General features: G+C 63.2%; 18 protein-coding genes. 9 read left to right on the top strand and 9 right to left on the bottom strand.

The features are described 5' to 3' along the window. Positions 1-5: 5 nt before the first annotated feature. Entirely contained in the window at positions 6-1,514 is a 1,509-nt protein-coding gene (locus tag P0M12_RS03920; protein WP_003946230.1) for a phospholipid carrier-dependent glycosyltransferase, read from the bottom strand. Between the two features lie 74 nt (positions 1,515-1,588). Here P0M12_RS03920 and rsmI point away from each other — a divergent pair, with 74 nt between their 5' ends. Beyond that, complete coding sequence (gene rsmI, locus P0M12_RS03915; protein WP_003946264.1) at positions 1,589-2,419, top strand: 16S rRNA (cytidine(1402)-2'-O)-methyltransferase; 831 nt, start codon at positions 1,589-1,591, stop codon at positions 2,417-2,419. On the opposite strand, the gene P0M12_RS03910 is transcribed toward rsmI, so the two are convergent. Next, the gene (locus tag P0M12_RS03910; RefSeq protein ID WP_202425863.1) at positions 2,416-3,663 is read right to left on the bottom strand and encodes a DUF2786 domain-containing protein; all 1,248 of its coding nucleotides are present in this window, start codon (positions 3,661-3,663) and stop codon (positions 2,416-2,418) included. The two genes, rsmI and P0M12_RS03910, sit on opposite strands and share 4 nt — an antisense overlap. Positions 3,664-3,744: 81 nt before the next feature. Beyond that, on the bottom strand, positions 3,745-5,343 hold the full coding sequence (metG, locus tag P0M12_RS03905) for a methionine--tRNA ligase (RefSeq protein ID WP_003946248.1): 1,599 nt from the start codon (positions 5,341-5,343) through the stop codon (positions 3,745-3,747). Positions 5,344-5,364: 21 nt separating this feature from the next. Between metG and P0M12_RS03900 the strand changes: the two genes are divergently transcribed. Together P0M12_RS03900 and P0M12_RS03895 are read left to right on the top strand one after the other, a co-directional pair. Further along, the gene (locus tag P0M12_RS03900; protein ID WP_030536315.1) at positions 5,365-6,192 is read left to right on the top strand and encodes a TatD family hydrolase; all 828 of its coding nucleotides are present in this window, start codon (positions 5,365-5,367) and stop codon (positions 6,190-6,192) included. 76 nt (positions 6,193-6,268) lie between these two features. Further along, on the top strand, positions 6,269-6,658 hold the full coding sequence (locus P0M12_RS03895) for a DUF6578 domain-containing protein (protein ID WP_165639595.1): 390 nt from the start codon (positions 6,269-6,271) through the stop codon (positions 6,656-6,658). 36 nt (positions 6,659-6,694) lie between these two features. On the opposite strand, the gene P0M12_RS03890 is transcribed toward P0M12_RS03895, so the two are convergent. Both P0M12_RS03890 and P0M12_RS03885 read right to left on the bottom strand, forming a co-directional pair. Next, positions 6,695-7,441: an amino acid ABC transporter ATP-binding protein gene (locus tag P0M12_RS03890; protein ID WP_030536313.1), complete on the bottom strand. Its 747-nt coding sequence runs from the start codon at positions 7,439-7,441 to the stop codon at positions 6,695-6,697. A gap of 17 nt (positions 7,442-7,458) precedes the next feature. Then, positions 7,459-8,907, bottom strand: a complete 1,449-nt coding sequence (locus P0M12_RS03885; protein WP_003946214.1) for an amino acid ABC transporter substrate-binding protein/permease — start codon at positions 8,905-8,907, stop codon at positions 7,459-7,461. A 236-nt stretch (positions 8,908-9,143) separates the two neighbouring features. On the opposite strand from P0M12_RS03885, the gene P0M12_RS03880 reads away from it, so the two are divergent. From P0M12_RS03880 to rsmA, 3 genes are read left to right on the top strand one after another with little or no spacing between them, the layout of a single operon-like run. Beyond that, on the top strand, positions 9,144-10,268 hold the full coding sequence (locus P0M12_RS03880; RefSeq protein WP_116058026.1) for a resuscitation-promoting factor: 1,125 nt from the start codon (positions 9,144-9,146) through the stop codon (positions 10,266-10,268). 31 nt (positions 10,269-10,299) lie between these two features. Then, positions 10,300-11,427, top strand: coding sequence for a resuscitation-promoting factor (locus P0M12_RS03875; RefSeq protein WP_007729017.1), 1,128 nt, complete (start codon positions 10,300-10,302; stop codon positions 11,425-11,427). 9 nt (positions 11,428-11,436) lie between these two features. Continuing rightward, positions 11,437-12,336, top strand: coding sequence for a 16S rRNA (adenine(1518)-N(6)/adenine(1519)-N(6))-dimethyltransferase RsmA (gene rsmA / locus P0M12_RS03870; RefSeq protein WP_003946263.1), 900 nt, complete (start codon positions 11,437-11,439; stop codon positions 12,334-12,336). Positions 12,337-12,395: 59 nt separating this feature from the next. Here the strand turns inward: rsmA and P0M12_RS03865 are convergent, their stop codons facing one another. The 3 genes from P0M12_RS03865 to P0M12_RS03855 are packed head-to-tail and all read right to left on the bottom strand — an operon-like array spanning position 12,396 to position 15,788. After that, a complete protein-coding gene (locus tag P0M12_RS03865) occupies positions 12,396-14,657 on the bottom strand; it encodes a heavy metal translocating P-type ATPase (protein ID WP_277377461.1) in 2,262 nt (753 codons plus the stop codon). Next, positions 14,657-15,571, bottom strand: a complete 915-nt coding sequence (locus P0M12_RS03860) for a hypothetical protein (RefSeq protein WP_007729015.1) — start codon at positions 15,569-15,571, stop codon at positions 14,657-14,659. Before P0M12_RS03860 ends, P0M12_RS03865 begins: the two co-directional genes overlap by 1 nt. Before the next feature lie 7 nt (positions 15,572-15,578). Beyond that, positions 15,579-15,788: a heavy-metal-associated domain-containing protein gene (locus tag P0M12_RS03855; RefSeq protein ID WP_003946267.1), complete on the bottom strand. Its 210-nt coding sequence runs from the start codon at positions 15,786-15,788 to the stop codon at positions 15,579-15,581. A gap of 314 nt (positions 15,789-16,102) precedes the next feature. Here P0M12_RS03855 and P0M12_RS03850 point away from each other — a divergent pair, with 314 nt between their 5' ends. Next, the gene (locus P0M12_RS03850) at positions 16,103-16,306 is read left to right on the top strand and encodes a cold-shock protein (protein WP_003946232.1); all 204 of its coding nucleotides are present in this window, start codon (positions 16,103-16,105) and stop codon (positions 16,304-16,306) included. A gap of 96 nt (positions 16,307-16,402) precedes the next feature. Here P0M12_RS03850 and P0M12_RS03845 read toward each other — a convergent pair whose 3' ends face one another. Next, complete coding sequence (locus tag P0M12_RS03845) at positions 16,403-17,371, bottom strand: YafY family protein (RefSeq protein WP_030536310.1); 969 nt, start codon at positions 17,369-17,371, stop codon at positions 16,403-16,405. 96 nt (positions 17,372-17,467) lie between these two features. Here P0M12_RS03845 and P0M12_RS03840 point away from each other — a divergent pair, with 96 nt between their 5' ends. Continuing rightward, a complete protein-coding gene (locus P0M12_RS03840; RefSeq protein ID WP_007729013.1) occupies positions 17,468-18,463 on the top strand; it encodes an ATP-binding cassette domain-containing protein in 996 nt (331 codons plus the stop codon). Between the two features lie 37 nt (positions 18,464-18,500). Continuing rightward, a complete protein-coding gene (locus tag P0M12_RS03835) occupies positions 18,501-19,277 on the top strand; it encodes an ABC transporter permease (RefSeq protein WP_003946226.1) in 777 nt (258 codons plus the stop codon). Positions 19,278-19,321 lie beyond the last annotated feature (44 nt).

Here is a 19,321-nt window from a genome sequence, read left to right as displayed (position 1 = left end):
TCCGGTTATTTCCAGCTGGGCAACCACAGATGGTTCTGCCACGATTCCGGCGTGATCGGCATGGCGGTGAGTATCGGCCAGAGGTAGACGAAGTTGGCCACGACCAGACCGATGTACAGACTGACTGCCAGAAGTCCGGTGGTACGACGCTCGACGGACGCGCTCGCCTTGCCCAGTACATCGCCGAGGACCAGCGCAAATCCCATGACCATGAACGGGGCGAGTGCAACTGCGTAGAAGTAGTACATCTGGCGGTCGAGCGTCGCGAACCACGGGAGGTAAGCGGCACCGTAGCCCGTCAGGACCACGGCGTATCGCCAGTCCCTGCGCACGAACGTCTGCCAGATCGCCCACGCCAACATCGGTAGGGCCAGCCACCACATCGCCGGTGTGCCGATCAGCATCACGGCCTTGACGCAGCTGGCGGCCCCGCAACCGGTGACCTGCTCGCCGTCGGCGTAGTAGTAGAGCATCGGTCGTAGCCCCATCGGCCACGTCCACGGTTTCGACTCCCACGGGTGGTGGTTTCCGGCGGAGTTGGTCAGACCGGCGTGGAACTGGAGAACGTTTCCGCTGTAGTACCAGAGTGAGCGCAGCGCGGAGGGAATGAAGCTCCACGTGCCGCCCTCACCGATCTCGTTACCGACGGCGTGACGGTCGACGCCGGTCTCGCTGGTGAACCAGGCCCAGTAGCTCGCGAGGTACACACCGAGCGGAATGATCACCAACGCATACAGAGCCGGCCCGATGTCGCGAACTGCAGTGCCGACCCATGGGCGCTGCACGCGGTAGGCGCGGCGCGCTGACAGGTCGAAGGCAACACTGAGCAATCCGAAGAACAGAATGAAGTACATGCCGGACCACTTGGTTCCGCAGGCCAGGCCGAGCAGGATGCCGGCGCCGAACCTCCACCACCGGAAACCCAGCCGCGGACCCCAGGCAGAGTCGCCGATTCGGCCCTCTTCGTATACCTTCGCCATCCGTTCGCGGACTTGGTCGCGATCGACCACCAGGCATCCGAGGGCGGCGAGAACGAAGAAAGCCAGGAAGATGTCGAGCATCCCCAGGCGTGAGGAGACGAAGGTGACGCCGTCGACGATGAGCAGGATTCCGGCAATCGCGCCGATCAGCGTGGACCGCGTCATGCGGCGCACGATCCGGATGATCAGCAAGACCATCAGTGTCCCGACCAGGGCCGACGAGAATCGCCACCCCCAACCGTTGTAACCGAAGAGTGCTTCGCCGATCGCGATCATCTGCTTACCGATCGGCGGGTGTACCACCAATCCGTAACCGGGATTGTCTTCGATGCCGCCACCGGTCAGAACTTGCCAGCCCTGCGGAACGTAGTGCTTCTCGTCGAAGACAGGTGTGCCGGCGTCGGTCGGGTAGGCGAGCATCGTGAAGCGTGTGATCGCCGCGATAGCGGTGACGAAAGCGGTGACGATCCAGCCGCGCAATCTGTCGGTCGGGCCGAAATCAGGATCCGGTACCAGCGGGCCGGGACTACGCATTACCCGATCGCTCGTGGCGGGCGTTGGCCGCTCGTCCGTCTGCACAGTCACCTGGCAATCGTAGGCTGTCAGGTATGACTGGTCGCTTGGTACTCGCCGCAACACCCATGGGAGATGTCGGTGACGCGTCTCCGCGTCTTCGGTCTGCTCTCGCAACCGCCGACGTCGTTGCTGCGGAGGACACACGACGCACCAAGTCTCTGGCGTCCGCGCTCGAGGTAACCATCACCGGGAAGATCGTCAGTTTCTACGATCAGGTCGAGATTTCCCGGCTGCCCGCGCTGGTCGCCGACGTCGCCGAAGGCAAGACCGTCCTGCTGGTCACGGACGCGGGCATGCCGTCGGTCAGCGATCCCGGATATCGCCTTGTCGCCGCCTGCGTAGCCGAGAACCTCGCCGTCACGTGCTTGCCCGGTCCGTCGGCGGTGACGACCGCGCTGGCACTCTCCGGATTGCCCGTGGAGCGGTTCTGCTTCGACGGATTCCCACCGCGTAAGCAGGGGCAGCGCAAGACGTGGCTCTCGGCCTTGGCAACCGAGCAGCGAGCGTGTGTGTTCTTCGAAGCACCCCATCGCCTTGCCGACTGCCTCGCAGATGCGGTGGAAGTTCTCGGGCCGAATCGGCGCGCGGCCGTGTGCCGGGAATTGACCAAGACCTACGAGGAAGTGAAGCGCGGCACTCTCGGGGAGTTAGCTGCTTGGGCCGCCGAGGGCGTTCGCGGTGAGATCACGGTGGTGCTCGAAGGCGCAGTGCTGGTGGCATCTGATCCTGCCGATCTGGTCGACGAGGTGGAAAGGCTGGTCGAGGGGGGAGCACGATTGAAGGACGCGTGTGCTCTGGTCGCAACGGCCGGAGTCTCCAAGCGTGAGTTGTACGAGACGGTCCTGGCCGCTCGAAAGGACTAGCGGGAGCGGTTCACGGCGGGTGCGCCGGGACGCAGGTTGGCGTCGTCGGCTGCAGCCTGGCCGGCGTGCCAGCCTTCGGCGTCCACGGACCGTCCGCGAGTCTTGCGGGTTGTCGGGAACAATCGATCGAATTCGGCGTCGACGGCCTCGGATGTGGTGGCGAGGATCGGCAGAAGATCCGCGACGTCCATCGATGCCGCGTCGGCCGCTTCGGCGGTGGCTTTGGTGCCGGCGTCACGCAGGCGGTGTCCGATGCGGCTGGCGAACCCGGCCAGGAATCCCTTGCGGAACGAGGTGGTGCGTGAGCCGCCACGATTGCTCGAGTCGGCGAATTGCATTGCACGGGTTGCCTGTACGAGCAGGGAAGTGAACAGCATGTCGACTTGCTGAAGGTCGACCGGAGTGCCGACGACGGTCGCGAGTGCAATGTCGCTGAACCAGACAGTCCTGACTCGATTCGATTCGCCGATCTCGGTCAGGAGGTGAACCTTTTCCTTCACGTACGGGTTCTCGATGTGAATGCGTCGGGCATTGACGGATGTGTCGGTGACCCCGGCGCGACTGTGGAGCAGTGCGGAGTCGATGGCGTACCGGGTCATCAACTCCTGGGCCTTCGCGGTGAAAATCTCGGCTTCTTCCGCGAAGTTGGTTGCTTCCGCTTTGGCGAGTAGTCCACGAATTCGCTTGAGTACCTTGGCGTCGACCTCGGTATCGCCGACGCCGGCATAGCTGGTATCGGTGCGTTGCGACGGCCAGGTGGATGGTGGCGCGAGCAACACCGTCCACTGAGGTAGGCGCATCCACGATCGCGCGACGTCGACGATCTGCGAAACGAGGAAGTAGGGATCCTGGAACAGAAGGCCGGCCGCGAGGGAGCGAAAAACGTCGTCGTCCACGGTGATTCGAGAAGCGATGTGCCGAGACTTCGGATACTGCTCGCCGATTGTCTGCAACTGCCCCACCCATTCGAGCGGAGCGCGATCGGAGGCGCGCGACGCCTTCGCGTCGAACAGGATGGTGGTGGCGGCGAGATCGGCGTCGGACGCTTCTTTGCTTCGACGCGCCAGATGAATCAGATCCGCCGGCTGCCATCCGCGGTCGTACGCCGCGGACAGTTCGGAAACGAGATCTCGCACCGCGGAAACGGATTGAGGGCTGACCTCCTGAGTGGACACCCGCGCTCCGTTCCATGGCAGTGTCTGCGCCGAAGCGCTGGTTCGAATGTATGTTCTATTCGTCGTCATGGCTGGAGTGTGCACGTGGGGTCCGACACATCCGCCTGTAACCGGATATCTCGGACCCCACGTGCGGCACTCTCGCTTAGCTCATTCCTCGACGAAGCGGGGGAAAACTGGCGCCGGAGCAGGCAGTTTCCGGTTCGCGTCGATGCGAACCGCAATGTCGGCGAACTGCCGGTTCTCTTCGCTCTGGCCAAGCAGATCGAGGATGCGTGACGCCGCGTCGGGCATCACCGGCTGAACGAGAAGCCCGACGATACGGACCACTTCGAGCGTCACGTACAGAACCGTCGCCATGCGTGCCGGATCCGTCTTGCGCAGAACCCACGGTTCCTGCTTGGAGAAGTACCGGTTGGTCTCGCCGAGAACGCCCCAGATGGCTTCCAGTGCGAGATGCAGCGCCTGCACGTCGAACTCGCTGCGGCACTTGGCAAGCAGGGCATCCGCCGACGCCAGCATCGCCAGATCGTCCTCGGTGAACTCGCCGGGGGTCGGTACCTGGGCATCGCAGTTCTTCGCGACCATCGTCAGTGAACGCTGCGCGAGGTTGCCCAGTTCATTGGACAGGTCTGCATTCATACGCGTCACGATTGCTTCGTGGCTGTAGCTGCCGTCCTGGCCGTACGAGATCTCGCGGAGCAGGAAGAAGCGGACCGCGTCTAGGCCGTACTGATCGACCATCGCGATGGGGTCGACGACGTTGCCGACCGACTTCGACATCTTCTCGCCCTTGTTGTACAAGAACCCGTGGACGAAGACCCGCTCTGGCAGTTCGATGCCGGCAGACATGAGGAACGCCGGCCAGTACACGGTATGGAAACGCGTGATGTCCTTGCCGATGATGTGCAGGCTCGCGGGCCAGAACTTCTCGAACTCCGCCGAGTCGACGTTCGGGTAACCCACGCCGGTCAGGTAGTTGGTGAGGGCGTCGACCCAGACGTACATGACGTGGTCGGGGTCTCCGGGAACCTCGACGCCCCAGTCGAACGTGGTGCGCGAGATCGACAGGTCCTTGAGGCCGCCCTTGACGAAGCTGACGATCTCGTTGCGACGAGTCGCGGGGGCAATGAACTCGGGATGCTCTTCGTACAGAGCAAGCAAACGGTCCTCGTAGGCCGAGAGACGGAAGGTGTAGTTGGACTCCTCGGTCCACTCCACCGGAGTGCCGGTCTCCGTCGACTGACGGGTGCCGTCGTCCAGAAGCGTGGTCTCGGCTTCGGTGTAGAAGGCCTCGTCACGAACCGAATACCACCCCGAGTACGTGTCGAGGTAGATGTCGCCCGATGCAGCCATCTTTTCCCAGATCGCCTTGCTGGCGACCTGATGGTCGGCGTCGGTGGTGCGGATGAAGCGGTCGTACGAGATGTTCAGGACCTTGTCGAGGTTCTGGAACACGTCGGAGTTCCGAGCCGCGAGTTCGCGGACGTCGATGCCCTCTTTGATCGCTGTCTGCTGCATCTTCAGACCGTGCTCGTCGGTGCCGGTCATGAAGAACACTTCATGACCGTCCAACCGCTTGAAGCGGGCGAGCGCGTCCGAGGAGATGTACTCGTACGCGTGGCCGATGTGCGGAGCGCCGTTGGGATACGCGATCGCTGTCGTGATGTAGAACGGCGATCGTTCCGCGCCTTCCGGGGCAGCGGAGTCCGGGCGCGGGGTCTGGGAGGGTGAGGCAGGCACAGTCATGGTGGGCTTACTCTATCGGGCGTGAGCAAAGACCGTCCCGCCCCCGATGCCCCTGAGCCCTTGTCGCCTCTGATCGACGCACATACGCACCTCGACGCCTGTGGTGCGCACGACGCTGCGACCGTGGCCGAAATTGTCGATCGGGCCGAAGCCGTCGGCGTCGGACGGGTCGTCACGGTGGCCGACGACCTTGATGCCGCACGCTTTGCCGTCGACGCTGCGAACTGGGATTCGAGGGTTTACGCAGCCGTCGCAATCCATCCGACCAGGGCGAACGTCCTCGATGTCGACACCAGAGCCGAGATCGAGCGTTTGGCGTCCGATCCGCGGGTCGTCGCGGTGGGGGAGACCGGGCTGGATCTCTACTGGCCAGGCAAGCTCGAAGGGTGCGCCACCATCGAGGAGCAGGTCGACGGTTTCCGGTGGCACATCGACCTCGCGAAGCGTCTCGGCAAGACGCTGATGATTCACAATCGCGAAGCCGATGAGGACCTGCTGCGGGTGCTGCACGAGGAAGGCGCGCCGGAGACTGTGGTGTTCCACTGCTTCTCCTCGGATTCGGAGATGGCCCGTGCGTGCATCGACGCGGGCTACGTGTTGAGTTTCTCGGGAACCGTGAGTTTCAAGAATGCGAAGGCGCTGCGTGAGGCCGCGCTGTTGGTGCCCTCGGATCAGCTGATCGTCGAGACGGATGCGCCGTTCTTGACGCCGCACCCGTTCCGCGGTGCGCCCAACGAGTCGTACTGCCTGCCGTACACAGTGCGCGCGCTCGCAGACATCCGCGGTGAGGATCCGCAGGCGCTGGCAGCAGCGTCCACGGCGACAGCGGAGCGCGTCTACAAGCTCTGACGCTATGGTGGTCTGACAGGTAACTCCGCGCCCGGGACGGTCGTGTCCCGGTTCGTCTACTGCGCGGAGTATTCAGATGAATGACTACAACGTGGTCACAGTCCGCATCGAAACGTGGGAATTCGAGTGCTGTGCACCGTTGCCGGTGGTCGGCGAAAAATCTGCGTGGGCTTTGCACCCCACACGTGAGTCGCTGTGGTTCGACGGGACGGTTCATGGAGGAATCTATCCCGACGACGTGGAACCTACGGCCGGGATCGTTCTCTCGATCCGACTCGAGCGCGGCGAGTTTGTCGAACAAGAACCCAGGCACTGGGTATTGGTACCTGGGAGCACCGATCACGTTCGAGTCGAGAAGGTCCCACGGTCTTTTCGCGGCATGTCGTCGCTGGTTGCCGGTCGTCGTGGCTGGATGGAGACGGCCGTTGTCGTCGAATTGGCCACCACCCGTGCGCCTTTCCGGTAGTCCCCGCTACCAAAAAGGCGCACAGGGGGCTTGCCCCTAGAGAACCTTCGCCAGGAAGTCCTGGGTGCGCTGCTGCTGGGGGTTGCCGAACAGACTCTCCGGCTTACCTTCTTCGACGATGTATCCGTCGGCCATGAAGATGACTCGGTCGGAAACCTCACGGGCGAAGCCCATCTCGTGGGTCACGACGACCATGGTCATGCCCTGCTTGGCGAGGTCGCGCAGCACCTGCAGAACCTCACCCACCATTTCGGGGTCGAGGGCGCTGGTGGCCTCGTCGAAGAGCATGATGTCCGGACTCATCGCGAGTGCGCGGGCGATGGCAACGCGCTGCTTCTGCCCACCGGACAGGCTGGCGGGCTTGGCATCTGCCTTCTCCGCGAGACCGACCTGGCCGAGCAGTTTGACGGCGATCTCGCGAGCCTGCTCCTTGGTCGATCGCCCGGTCTGCACCGGAGCGAGCATCACGTTTTCGACGACGCTCATGTGGGGGAACAGGTTGAAGTGCTGGAACACCATCCCGATGTGCTGGCGCACCTTGTCGATGTCGACATCCTTGTTCGTGAGGTCGAACTGGTCGACGCGCACGGATCCGGCGGTGATGTCTTCGAGGCGGTTGAGGCAACGCAGGAAGGTCGACTTGCCGGAACCGGAAGGCCCGATGACGCAGACCACTTCACCGCTCTTGATGTCGACGTCCAGGCCCTTGAGGACCTCGTTGTCGCCGAACGACTTCTTCAGTCCCTTGACCGAAATCTTGACCTCGGTGGCGGACTTGCCCATGTTGACGGCTGTTTCGGTCACTTGTTGATCCTCTTCTCGAGGCGGTTCGACAGCTTGGTGAGCGCCATGATGATGATGAAGTACATGACGCCGATGATCAGCCACATGTTGAACGACTGGAAGTTGCGCGCGATGATGATGCGCCCTGTCTGAGTGAGCTCGGCGAGTCCGATGACCGACAGGATCGACGTGTCCTTGAGGGTGATCACGAACTGGTTGATGTACGACGGGATCATCGTGCGAATTGCCTGCGGCATGATGACTTTTCGCATCGACTTCATGTAGCTGATGCCCAGGCTTCGTGACGCCTCCATCTGTCCCTTGTCGACGGACAGGATGCCGCCGCGGACGATTTCAGCCATGTACGCGCCGGCGTTGAGCGAGAGCGTGATGATGCCTGCGGTGAAGGCGGACATCTGGAAATGCAGGGCTGCCGGGATGCCGAAGTAGATGAAGAATGCCTGCACCAACAGCGGTGTGCCGCGGAAGATGTCGACGTAGGTTGTGCCTATACCTCGGACGAACATGTTGGTGGACACGCGGCAGAGACCGAAGATCGCGCCTAGGACCAGAGCGATCGCGATCGAGACGACGGAGAGAACGATCGTCAACCACAGGCCCTTGAGAAGCTGCGGGTAGGTGCTCTTGATCAAGCCGATGATGGAGTTGTCCGACGTCGACGCGCCCTGACCGAGGTAGGTCGAGACGATTTCGTCGTACTGGCCGTCGTCGCGCAGGTTCTGCAGTCCGGCGTTGAACATCTGGAGCAGTTCGGCGTTCTGGCCCTTGTTGACTGCGAAGCCGTAGCTCGCGCCCACCTCTTTTTCGGTGACCGTCTTGAGGCCGTTGCCCTGTGTGATGCCGTAGGCGAGGACGGGGTAGTCGTCGAAGACTGCGACGGAGTTCCCGGTGCGGACCTCGTCGTACATGCTGGCGGAGTCGGCGAAATAGACTGTGGTGAAGCCGTATTGGTCCTTGATGGACTCGGCGAAGCTGGCGCCCTCGGTGCCGTTCTTGACAGCGACGCGCTTGCCCCTCAGATCCTCGTACGACTTCACGTCGTTGTCGGTCTCGAGGACCGCCATCTGCACGCCCGACTCGAAGTACGGGTCGGAGAAGTCGAACACCTGCTTGCGGGCGTCGGTGATGGACATGCCCGCGATGACGCCGTCCGCCTGCCCGGCCTGCACGGCCTGAAGGGCCGCGTCGAAGCCGAGCTGTTTGATGTCGACCTTGAAGCCTTGGTCCTCGGCGATCGCATTGAGCAGGTCGATGTCGATGCCGACGAGTTTGCCGTCTTCGTTCTCGAATTCGAACGGGGCGAATGTCAGATCGGTGGCGATCGTGTAGGTGCGGCCGGGTTGCGCGCTCGCGATTCCGGGGGCGAACAGCGCTGCGATCAGCGCCAGCAGGATGGCCAGGATCGGCCACCTGGCATTACGTGGTCTGTCGAATCTTCTTCGCACTATCGCCCAGCTTTCTTCTGTCGCGCCCGGGATCGCCGGACTGCTTTGAACCAGACGAGAACATACTGCGCCCAGAGCTGAATCGATACACGGGTATCGGAGCCGGAAAGTGCAGAACACACGACACGCCGTTGCCGTTCCGTGACAAAAGTCGCATTTCGTTGTGATTTGGTTGCCGATACAACGCTCGGTCGTTACCGTATTGTGATCGAACGTCGTCTGCCTTGGGATTTCCTGTGTCGCCTTTTGCCAAGATCAACTCCACGAAGTCACCACTTCTCTATTCAGTGGTGGGTGCGTTGCTTCTGACGCTCATCGTCGGGGGTGCGCTCGCCGTGGTTCGGCACAAGACGATCACCCTCGACGTCGACGGCGACATGATTTCGCTGTCCACGATGTCGAGCAGCGTCGGTACCGCTCTCGAGGACGCCGGATACCTGGTCGATCCCAAGGACGCGCTCGCACCCAGTGCCGATTCCTCCCTGTCCGATGGCGATACCGTCGTACTACGCCGTGCCCGTGAGTTGGCTCTGACCGTCGACGGTCAGCCGACCACCATCTGGACCACCGCATTGACGGTCGACGAGGCATTGAAGCAGGTAGATGTTTCCGACGACTTCGCAGTCTCGGCTTCGCGCTCGCATCGTCTGCCGCTCGAACGGACCGAGCTCGACGTCGTCAGCCCGAAGACCGTCAGCGTCAGCGACGGTGGTGCTCCGGCGGCGGAGGTCAAGCTCGCCGCCGTGACCGTCGGCGATCTTCTCGCGGCCAAGAATGCGCCGCTCGAGCAGGCCGACTCGGTGGTTCCCACCGCCGACACACCCGTTACCAACGGCCTGACCATCCAGGTCACTCGCGACCGCACGGACACTCGCGTCGAGACGCAGCCGATCGCGCCGCCGGAGAACAAGGTCGAGGATCCCGAGCTGGAGAAGGACAAGACCGTCGTCGAGAACCCGGGTGTTCCGGGTGAGCGCACGGCCACCGTCGAGGTCAAGACCGTCAACGGCGTCGAGGCCGGACGAACCGAACTGTCCGCGACCGTGATCAAGGAACCGGTCGCAGCAGTGGTGAAGGTCGGTACCAAGCAGGCTTCCGCTCCCGCTGTGTCCAACGCGTCGACGTGGGATGCCATTGCTCAGTGCGAGGCGACCGGAAACTGGGCCATCAACACCGGCAACGGTTTCTACGGAGGACTTCAGTTCACCCAGAGCACCTGGGAAGCATTCGGCGGCGGTCAGTACGCAGCTCGCGCCGACCTCGCATCACGTGAACAGCAGATCGCGATCGGCGAGAAAGTCCGCGCCGGTCAGGGCTGGGGTGCTTGGCCGTCCTGCACCAGCAAATTGGGCCTGCGCTGACGCGCTCACACCTCACAGAACACAGGAACCGATGTCACCGTTCGCCAAGATCAACTCGACCAGGTCGCCGTTGTTGTACTCGGCGATCGCCGCTCTTCTCCTGACGGTTCTCGTGGGTGGTGTTCTGGCCGTCGTCCGGCACAAGACCATCACTCTCGATGTCGACGGTGAGCAGATTCGCCTGAGCACCATGTCGACCAACGTCGACGGCGCTCTCGAGGACGCGGGTTACCCGATCGGTGACAAGGATGCAGTTGCTCCCGCGGCCGACGCTTCGCTGTCCGACGGCGACACCGTGGTGCTCCGTCGTGCCCGTGAGATCACGCTGACGGTCGACGGTCAGCCGCAGAAGCTCTGGACCACAGCCTTGACCGTCGACGACGCGTTGAAGCAGTTGGACGTCGCGGCGGATGTGCACGTGTCGGCTTCGCGCTCGCAGCGTCTTCCGCTGGACGGCGCCGCGCTCGACGTGCTGACACCGGTCGTCGCAAAACTGGTCGACGGCGCAAACGCGGCAGCAGACGTGCGTATCGCGGCGCCGACGGTCGGGGAGTTCCTTACCGCCAACGGCACTCCGCTCGAGCAGTCGGACACGGTGGTTCCCGCCGCCGACGCTCCACTGACCGAGGGCCTGGAGGTCACGGTGACGCGCAACCGCACCGAGAACAAGGTCGAGACCTTGCCGCTCGATCCGCCGGATCAGCGCATCGAGGATCCGACGATGAACCAGAGTCGCACGATCGTCGAGAACCCGGGCGTGCCCGGCGTGCGTGACGTGACGTTCGCCGTGAATCTCGTCAACGGTGTCGAAGCCGGACGTACCCAGGTCTCGGAGACGATCACCACACCGGCGCAGCCGAAGGTCGTGCGTGTCGGAACGAAGCCGGGCACCGAGGTGCCGCCCGTGGAGAACGGTTCGACGTGGGATGCGCTCGCACAGTGCGAGGCCACCGGTAACTGGGCCATCAACACCGGCAACGGTTTCTACGGCGGCGTGCAGTTCGATCAGAACACCTGGGAACGACAGGGCGGGTTGAAGTATGCGCCCCGCGCCGACCTCGCCACCCGTGAAGAACAGATCGCGATTGCGACACAGACCCAGCGCACTCAGGGCTGGGGCGCATGGCCGTCGTGCTCGGGTCGCCTCGGACTGGGATAAGTTCTACTGGTGTCAGACGCCGAACAATCGAACGAACCCATCGCTACTCCGCGCGGGCAGGCAGCCCTGCTCGGTCCGGTCGAGGTGCGCGCTCTTGCCGAGGAATTCGGTGTCCGGCCCACGAAACAGTTGGGGCAGAACTTCGTTCACGACGCCAATACCGTGAGGCGCATCGTCACCACGGCAGGCGTGACACGTGACGACGTCGTTCTCGAGGTAGGGCCTGGTCTCGGTTCGCTGACGATGGCGCTGATGGACGTCGTCGATCGTGTGATCGCGGTCGAGATCGATCCCAACCTCGCGGCTCGCCTGCCGAAGACGGTGGCCGAGCGAGCGCCGGAACTGGCCGATCGACTGACCGTCGTCGAAGCCGACGCGATGCGTGTGCTGCCTTCACAGATTCCCGGCGAGCCGACCGCGCTGGTCGCGAACCTGCCGTACAACGTCGCGGTGCCGGTGCTGTTGCACCTGTTCGCGTCGCTTCCGAGTCTGCGGACCGCACTCGTGATGGTGCAAGCCGAGGTTGCCGATCGCCTGGCGGCTGATCCGGGAAGCAAGATCTACGGCGTTCCCAGCGTCAAGGCCAACTTCTTCGGCGAGGTTCGCCGCGCCGGTGCCGTCGGACGCAACGTGTTCTGGCCGGTGCCGAAGGTCGAATCAGGACTGGTTCGTATCGACCGGTATGCGGAGCCGCCGTGGCCGATGGACGAGAAGCACCGCAAGCAGGTTTTTGCGGCGATCGACGCCGCATTCGCGCAGCGCCGCAAGACTTTGCGTGCCGCTCTCAGCGGTTGGGCAGGTTCGCCTGCCGAGGCCGAACGACGGCTCCTCGCTGCCGGCATCGAGCCACAGACGCGTGGCGAGATGCTCGACGCAGCAGCCTTCGTTCGGCTGGCTGGAGGCGAATAGCCCCGTGCGCGGTTAAGGAGTGCAGGGACTCCCTAACCGCGCACAGGGGGCTTGCCCCCTTATTTGAACCGCCGCAACCTCAGGCTGTTGCTCACCACGAACACACTGCTGAATGCCATTGCGGCACCGGCGAGCATCGGGTTGAGCAGGCCGGCCGCAGCCAGCGGGATCGCAGCCGTGTTGTAGGCGAATGCCCAGAACAGGTTGCCCTTGATGGTCTTGAGCGTCTTGCGGGACAGTCGAATTGCATCGGCTGCCGACCGCAGGTCACCTCGCACCAGAGTGATGTCGCTGGCCTCGATCGCAACGTCGGTACCCGTGCCCATCGCCAGGCCGAGATCGGCCTGAGCCAGGGCTGCCGCGTCGTTCACGCCGTCGCCGACCATGGCCACGACGCGTCCTTCCGCTTGCAGTTTCTTGACGGCGTCGACCTTGTCCGCAGGCATGACCTCGGCGAAGACGGTGCTGATCCCGACCTGATCCGCGACAGTGCGAGCAACGGTGGCGTTGTCACCGGTCAGCAGAACCGGTTCGAGGCCGAGTGCTTTCAACTGCGCGATTGCTTCGGCGCTCGTGTCCTTGACCGCGTCGGCGATCACGAGGATGCCGTGCGCCTTGCCGTCCCAGCCCACCGCGATTGCGGTGCGCCCGGCCTTCTCTGCTGCAGCCTTCGCCTCGCGGAGATTTTCCGGCAACGGCATCGACCAGTCGGCGAGCAGCGCGTCTCGGCCCGCGACGACTGCGTGACCGTCGACCATTCCCTGCACGCCGCGCCCGGCGACGTTCACGAAATCCTCGACCGTAGGCAATTCGCCCACGGCTTCGGTCGCACCCTTCGCGATCGCTGCGGCGATGGGGTGCTCGGAGCGATGTTCGAGTGCGCCCGCCAGCCGAAGGACCTCGTCGACGGTTGTTCCTTCGCCCACCACGGTGTCCAGCAATGTCATCTGACCGGTGGTGACGGTTCCCGTCTTGTCGAGCACGACGGTGTCGACTGCGCGCGTCGATTCGAGCACCTCGGGTCCCTTGATGAGGATTCCCATCTGAGCTCCGCGACCCGTGCCCACCAACAGGGCTGTGGGCGTTGCCAATCCGAGGGCACAGGGGCACGCGATGATCAGCACGGCGACCGCAGCGGTGAAGGCCATCTCGATGGGGTTACCGGTACCGAGCCAGTAGCCCAGTGTCGCAACGGCAATCGCGATGACGACCGGCACGAAGATACCGGCGATCCGATCGGCGAGGCGCTGAACTTCGGCCTTGCCGTTCTGGGCGTCTTCGACCAGTGCCGCCATCTGGGCGAGTTGGGTGTCGCTCCCGACCCGGGTTGCCTCGACGGTCAAGGTTCCACCGACATTGACGGTGGCGCCGACGACAGTGTCCCCGACACCGACTTCCTCCGGCACGGATTCACCCGTCAACATGCTCATGTCGACGGCTGAGCGGCCCTCGGTGATGATGCCGTCGGTGGCGATCTTCTCGCCGGGCCGGACGATGAAAGAGTCGCCCGCTGCCAGTTCTTCGGCGGGGATTCGTACTTCGACGCCGTTGCGCAATACCGCGACGTCTTTCGCACCGAGTTCCATGAGTGCGCGTAGTGCGGCGCCGGACGTGCGCTTGGACTTGTGCTCGAAGTAGCGTCCGGCCAGCACGAACGTGATGACGCCCGCGGCAACTTCGAGGTAGATGTTGGCGCTGCCGTCCATCCGGTCGACCGTCAACCGGAAGGCGTGCTTCATACCGGCTTCGCCCGCAGTGCCGAAGAACAGTGCGTAGAGCGACCAGACGAAGGCCGAGATGGTGCCCAGCGAGATGAGCGTGTCCATCGTGGCCGCGCCGTGACGCAGGTTCACCCAGGCAGCCCGGTGGAAGGGGAGGGCCGCCCACACGATGACCGGTGCGGCCAGCGTGAGGGAGAGCCACTGCCAGTTGTCGAATTGCAGCGCAGGAATCATTGCCATAGCGATGACCGGCACGGAGAGAAGAGTCGAGATGATCAGGCGGGTACGAAGCTCGCGCAGATCACGATCCTGCGGGGTTTCCGCATCCGAGTCGACGGTGTCCGGCGCGCTGGGCGGCTTGGGGAGCGCGGCGGAATAACCGGCGTTCTCGACGGCAGTGACCAGATCTTCGACGGGTACCCCGTCCGGGAAGGTGACCTTGGCCTTCTCAGTCGCGTAGTTGACAGTGGCTGTGACGCCGTCGATCTTGTTGAGCTTCTTCTCGATTCGTGACGCGCAGGAGGCGCAGGTCATCCCGGTGATCGCGAGTTCGACGCTGCTCGAGTTGGCAGCATTGTCGACCGCAGTCGGTGACGTCATCAGTGCCCTCCCTCGTGATTGTCTGGAACTGAAGCCGTGGAAGTGCCTGCATCAACAGTGAATTCGGCGGTCCGAACCACGCCTTCGTGCTGGAAGTCGAGGAACAGCCGGTATGTGCCTTCGCTCGGTGCCTGTGCGTGGAAGGAAATGTCCGGACCAGGAGCTGTGACGCCGTCGCCTGGCTCGCCTTCGGGGTGCACGTGCAGGTAGGCGAGGTCGCCGGTGCGCAGGGCAACGAGGTGACCGAAGGCACCGAGGTACGGATCGAGATCGGTGACCGGGGCTCCGTCGCGAGCAACGCTCAGCGTGATCGGGCCGCCGGCAGTGGTCAGATCACCGTCGAGAGTCACGGTGTATCCGTCGACGGTTGCGGTCGCGCTCTTCGCAGGTAGCGGCGCAGGAGTGAATTCGCCTGCCACGTCGAAGTTTCGGCCGAGTGTCAGTTGGGTGCCGTCGGTGGGATCGAAGTCCGCGAAGACTCGGTAGGTGCCGGCGGCGGGCCAGGCCCAGTCGATCGACCAGGTGCCGTCTGCAGCGAGGGACGGATGTACGTGGCGGAATTCGCTGGTGTCGTTTCGGACGACAATGAGGTGGAGTTTCTTCTCGTGCAGGAGGTCGAAATCGACGACGGGCGTGTTGGTGTCGTCGAGAATCCGGAAGGTCAAGGTTCCCGGCTCCCCAGCTCGACCGGGTGCGGTCACATCGGTGAGTGTGTATCCGCCGGAAGAGACTTCGAGTCCTGCAGGTGTTGCCGAATCCATGCCTGGCATCGATTCTGTGGTTGATTCGTGGGTGCTGTGCTGGGTGGTGGACATGTCTATCGGGCTTCCGATTGCGGCCCCCACGCCGAGGGCGGCGCCGAAGACGGCGACCAGCCCTACGGCGTAGGCGGCAAGTGTTGTCGAGGTGCGCACGGCTGACTCAGCTTGGTACGACTGCGTAGCCGGCTTCGTCGACTGCTGCGACGACGTCGGCTGCGGAGACGGGAGCATCGCTGGTGACGACGACGCGTCCGCTCGCCAGTTCGACATCGACCGCGGTTACTCCCGCGATGTTGCCGATCTCTTCCTTGACGGATCCGACGCAGTGTCCGCAGGTCATTCCGGAAACGGTGTATTCGGCGGTGGTCATCGCAGGTCCCTTCGGTTGTGGAAAGCTTATTTTACGGATACCCGGTGTAGGTATCGCTCTGCAATCGAAGGTACCCCCAGGGGGTATGCCTGTCAACGGGCTGGGTAGTGATGAAGGCCTCAGGGAAGACAACGCGGCGGATGTGTGGTCTACTTGTGTTGGTCGTAAGTGTTTGTGTTTGTGTTTCCACGCTCGCAAATGGTTAGGTTGCGAGCGTTTGGACATCCTCCACGGATTTGTCTCAGAACGGTCGTAGTAAGTGACCCGGGCGGTCGAAGCGACTGCCTGTTGACACTGTGTTAGAGGAGATTTACATGGCAGAGGGCATCGTGAAGTGGTTCAACTCCGAGAAGGGGTTCGGCTTCATCGCTCCCGAAGACGGCAGTGCTGACGTCTTCGTTCACTACTCCGAGATCCAGAGTGGCGGCTTCCGCACTCTCGAGGAGAACCAGCGCGTGGCGTTCGAGATCGGTCAGGGCAACAAGGGCCCGCAGGCCACCGGCGTTACCATCGTCTAAGACGTCCATGTGAGTCGGGCAACCGACGCATGACGTACTGACAAGACCCCAACTCTTCGGAGTTGGGGTCTTGTTGTATTTGGGTGAAAAACGCTGTCATGCATCGAGATACCGCTGAGTGGCGACCGCCGTCTCCGCCGCGATCGTGCGGCATTCCTCGCGGAGTTCAGGTGGATTCACAACGGTGAAATCGACGTCGAAAGCTCTGAGCCAGTGTGCGATCGATCGCAGAGAAGTGCCCGAAAGCACTATGACGCAACGCCCTTCGTCGGTGGACTCCACCGATCCCCACTGTTCGCTGACCATGGGTGCTATCTGCTCGATGGGTGCATGCAGTAGAACTGTTGCGCGCGTGGAGGAATAGGCCCGAGCGACACCGCGGGAAACGAAGTCTGCTGCACCACCGGCGGGTAGTTCCCGCGGCACGAATCGTGGGCCGGTGGGGATCTTGGGTTCCATTCTGTCTACGCGAAATGATCGCCAGTCTTCGCGAGCGAGATCCCATGCCACCAGATACCACCGGACACCCGACCGTACGAGCCGGTACGGTTCCACCTCGCGCCGGCTCTGGGTGCCGTCGTGAGTGCTGTAGTCGAATCGCAGGCGTTCGTGGTTGTGGCACACCGACGCGATGGCGGACAAGACCGACGCATCGACTGCGCTCGCGGCGGGCTCGCGTGGCACGACGTCGATCGACAGCGACTCCAGACGGTGTCGCAGCCTCGACGGCATGATCTGCCGCAGCTTCGCCAGCGCGCGCATCGAGGCCTCGCCGATGCCGACCACCGAGCCGGTCGCTCCGGACTGCAGTGAAAGTGCCACCGCGAGCACTTCTTCGTCATCGAGCTGTAGCGGGGGCATCTCCGCGCCCGCTCCCAGGCGATATCCGCCACCGACTCCGACTGTCGCGTCGACCGGGTAGCCGAGATCGCGGAGGCGGTCCACGTCACGTCTGACTGTGCGCGGGGTGATCGCGAGTTTGTCCGCGAGTTCGGCACCGGACCAGTCTCGACGCGTCTGGAGCAGTGACAGCAACCGCAGTAGGCGAGCCGATGTCTCCTTCATGGCCAGAAGTCTGCCAAACATTTAGGACCCAATGCGTCCTCAATTGAATTTAGGTTGGTCCACATCCGATCAGTCGAGAAGAAATTGGGGCACATCATGAGTCGCATCAACGACGGCAGACCGATGATCGAGACGAAGGCGCTCACCAAGCACTTCGCCCAGGGCAAGAAGCTCGTGGAAGCAGTCAAGGGAGTCACTCTCGACGTAGCGGAGGGCGAGTTGGTTGCCTTGCTTGGGCCGAACGGTGCCGGAAAATCGACGACGTTGCGCATGCTGACCACCTTGCTCGAGCCCACTTCCGGTACTGCGCGGATCGCGGGATTCGACATCGCTGCGGCACGAAACGAGGTGCGCTCCAGCCTCGGATACGTCGGACAGGGGAACGGAGCCGGCCACAACCAGCGGGTTCGCGACGAGTTGGTGACGCAGGGGTTGTGCTACGGAATGCCCAAGGGCGACTCGCAGGTCCGGGCCGACGAATTGCTGCGTGATCTCGAACTCACCGAGTTGGGTACTCGAAAGGTCAGTACGCTGTCCGGCGGGCAGCGACGGCGGCTCGATATCGCTCTGGGCCTGGTCCATCGCCCACCGCTCCTGTTCCTCGACGAGCCGACCACGGGCATGGACCCGCAGAGTCGGGCCAACCTCTGGGACCACATCCTCCGGCTGCGGCGCGAGATGGGCACCACGATCGTGCTGACCACGCACTACCTCGAAGAAGCGGATTCGATGGCAGAGCGGGTCATCGTAATCGACGAAGGCACTGTCATCGCGGACAACACCGCTGCCGCACTCAAAGCGGATCTCGCGGGGGATCATCTTCTGCTCACCTTCGACAGTGCCGAAGCGGCCGCCGTCGCAGCGTCGGTGGCCGAGCAACTTGTCACTGTGCGTGACGTCACGGTCGAGGCAAACTCGGTGAGTATCCGTGCCGGCGAGGGTGATTCGACGCTCCCGGTATTGCTGCGTGAAGCCGATACCCGCGGCGCCCGCGCAGTTACTGCCGACATCACCAGGCCGACTCTCGACGACGTTTTCCTCACTCTCACCGGCCGCAGCCTGCGCGAGAGCGCCGCCGCGGTCGCTTCCTAGAACTACGACGAAGAACTACGACGAACAGGAACCCGCCATGACAATCACACTCGATACCCCACGTAGCGCGCACGGCAACATCGTTCGAGACAGCGCGATCGTGATGGGTCGTGAACTGCGACCGATGTTGCGTGACCCGGTCAGCGTCATCTTCAGCCTCATCCAGCCGCTGATCCTGTTGGCGTTGTTCGGGCCTCTGCTCAAAGGGGTTCCGGGTACCGGTGACGGCGTATGGAATTGGTTCATTCCCGGTGTGTTGGTGATGATCGCGATCTTCGGAACGACGATGACCGGGTCCAACCTCCTGATGGAGATGCAGCAGGGATCGCACGAGCGAATGTTGGTGACTCCGCTCCGACGCTCGTCCTTGTTGATCGGGCGAGCGTGCAAGGAGATGGTTCCGCTTGCCGCGCAGGCGATTCTGATCATTCTGGTCGCACTTCCGCTCGGATTGGACGTCAATGCAGCGGGAGCCGCGCTCGGGATAGTCCTGCTGGGAGTGTTCGGCGTCGGACTCGGTGCGCTCTCGTACGCTCTCGCTCTGGCTGTGCGGGAGCAGGATTGGATGTTCTGGGTCGTTCAGCAGACGCTGATGTTCCCGCTCCTGATCCTGTCGGGAACCATGCTTCCACTCGAGGACGCACCAGGTTGGATGAAGGTCCTCGTGAACATCAATCCGCTCGGCTACGTCGTAGACGCCGAGCGGGCACTCTTTGCCGGAGACTTCGCGTCGAGCAGCGTTCTGGCAGGAATCGTCGCCGCCGTGGGCGTGGCGGTGGTCGGGCTCGGCGTTGGGGTTCGAGCCGTGAAATAGCATGGGTGCGCTGTCTGTCGGACGGGGTGCGGCGGTCGCAGGTT

This window comes from Rhodococcus sp. RCBS9, from assembly GCF_029457415.1.
GTDB classification, from domain to species: Bacteria; Actinomycetota; Actinomycetes; order Mycobacteriales; family Mycobacteriaceae; genus Rhodococcus_F; species Rhodococcus_F qingshengii.
Note: the sequence above shows the minus strand (reverse complement) of the source record. Positions and strands in the feature narration are given on the sequence as shown.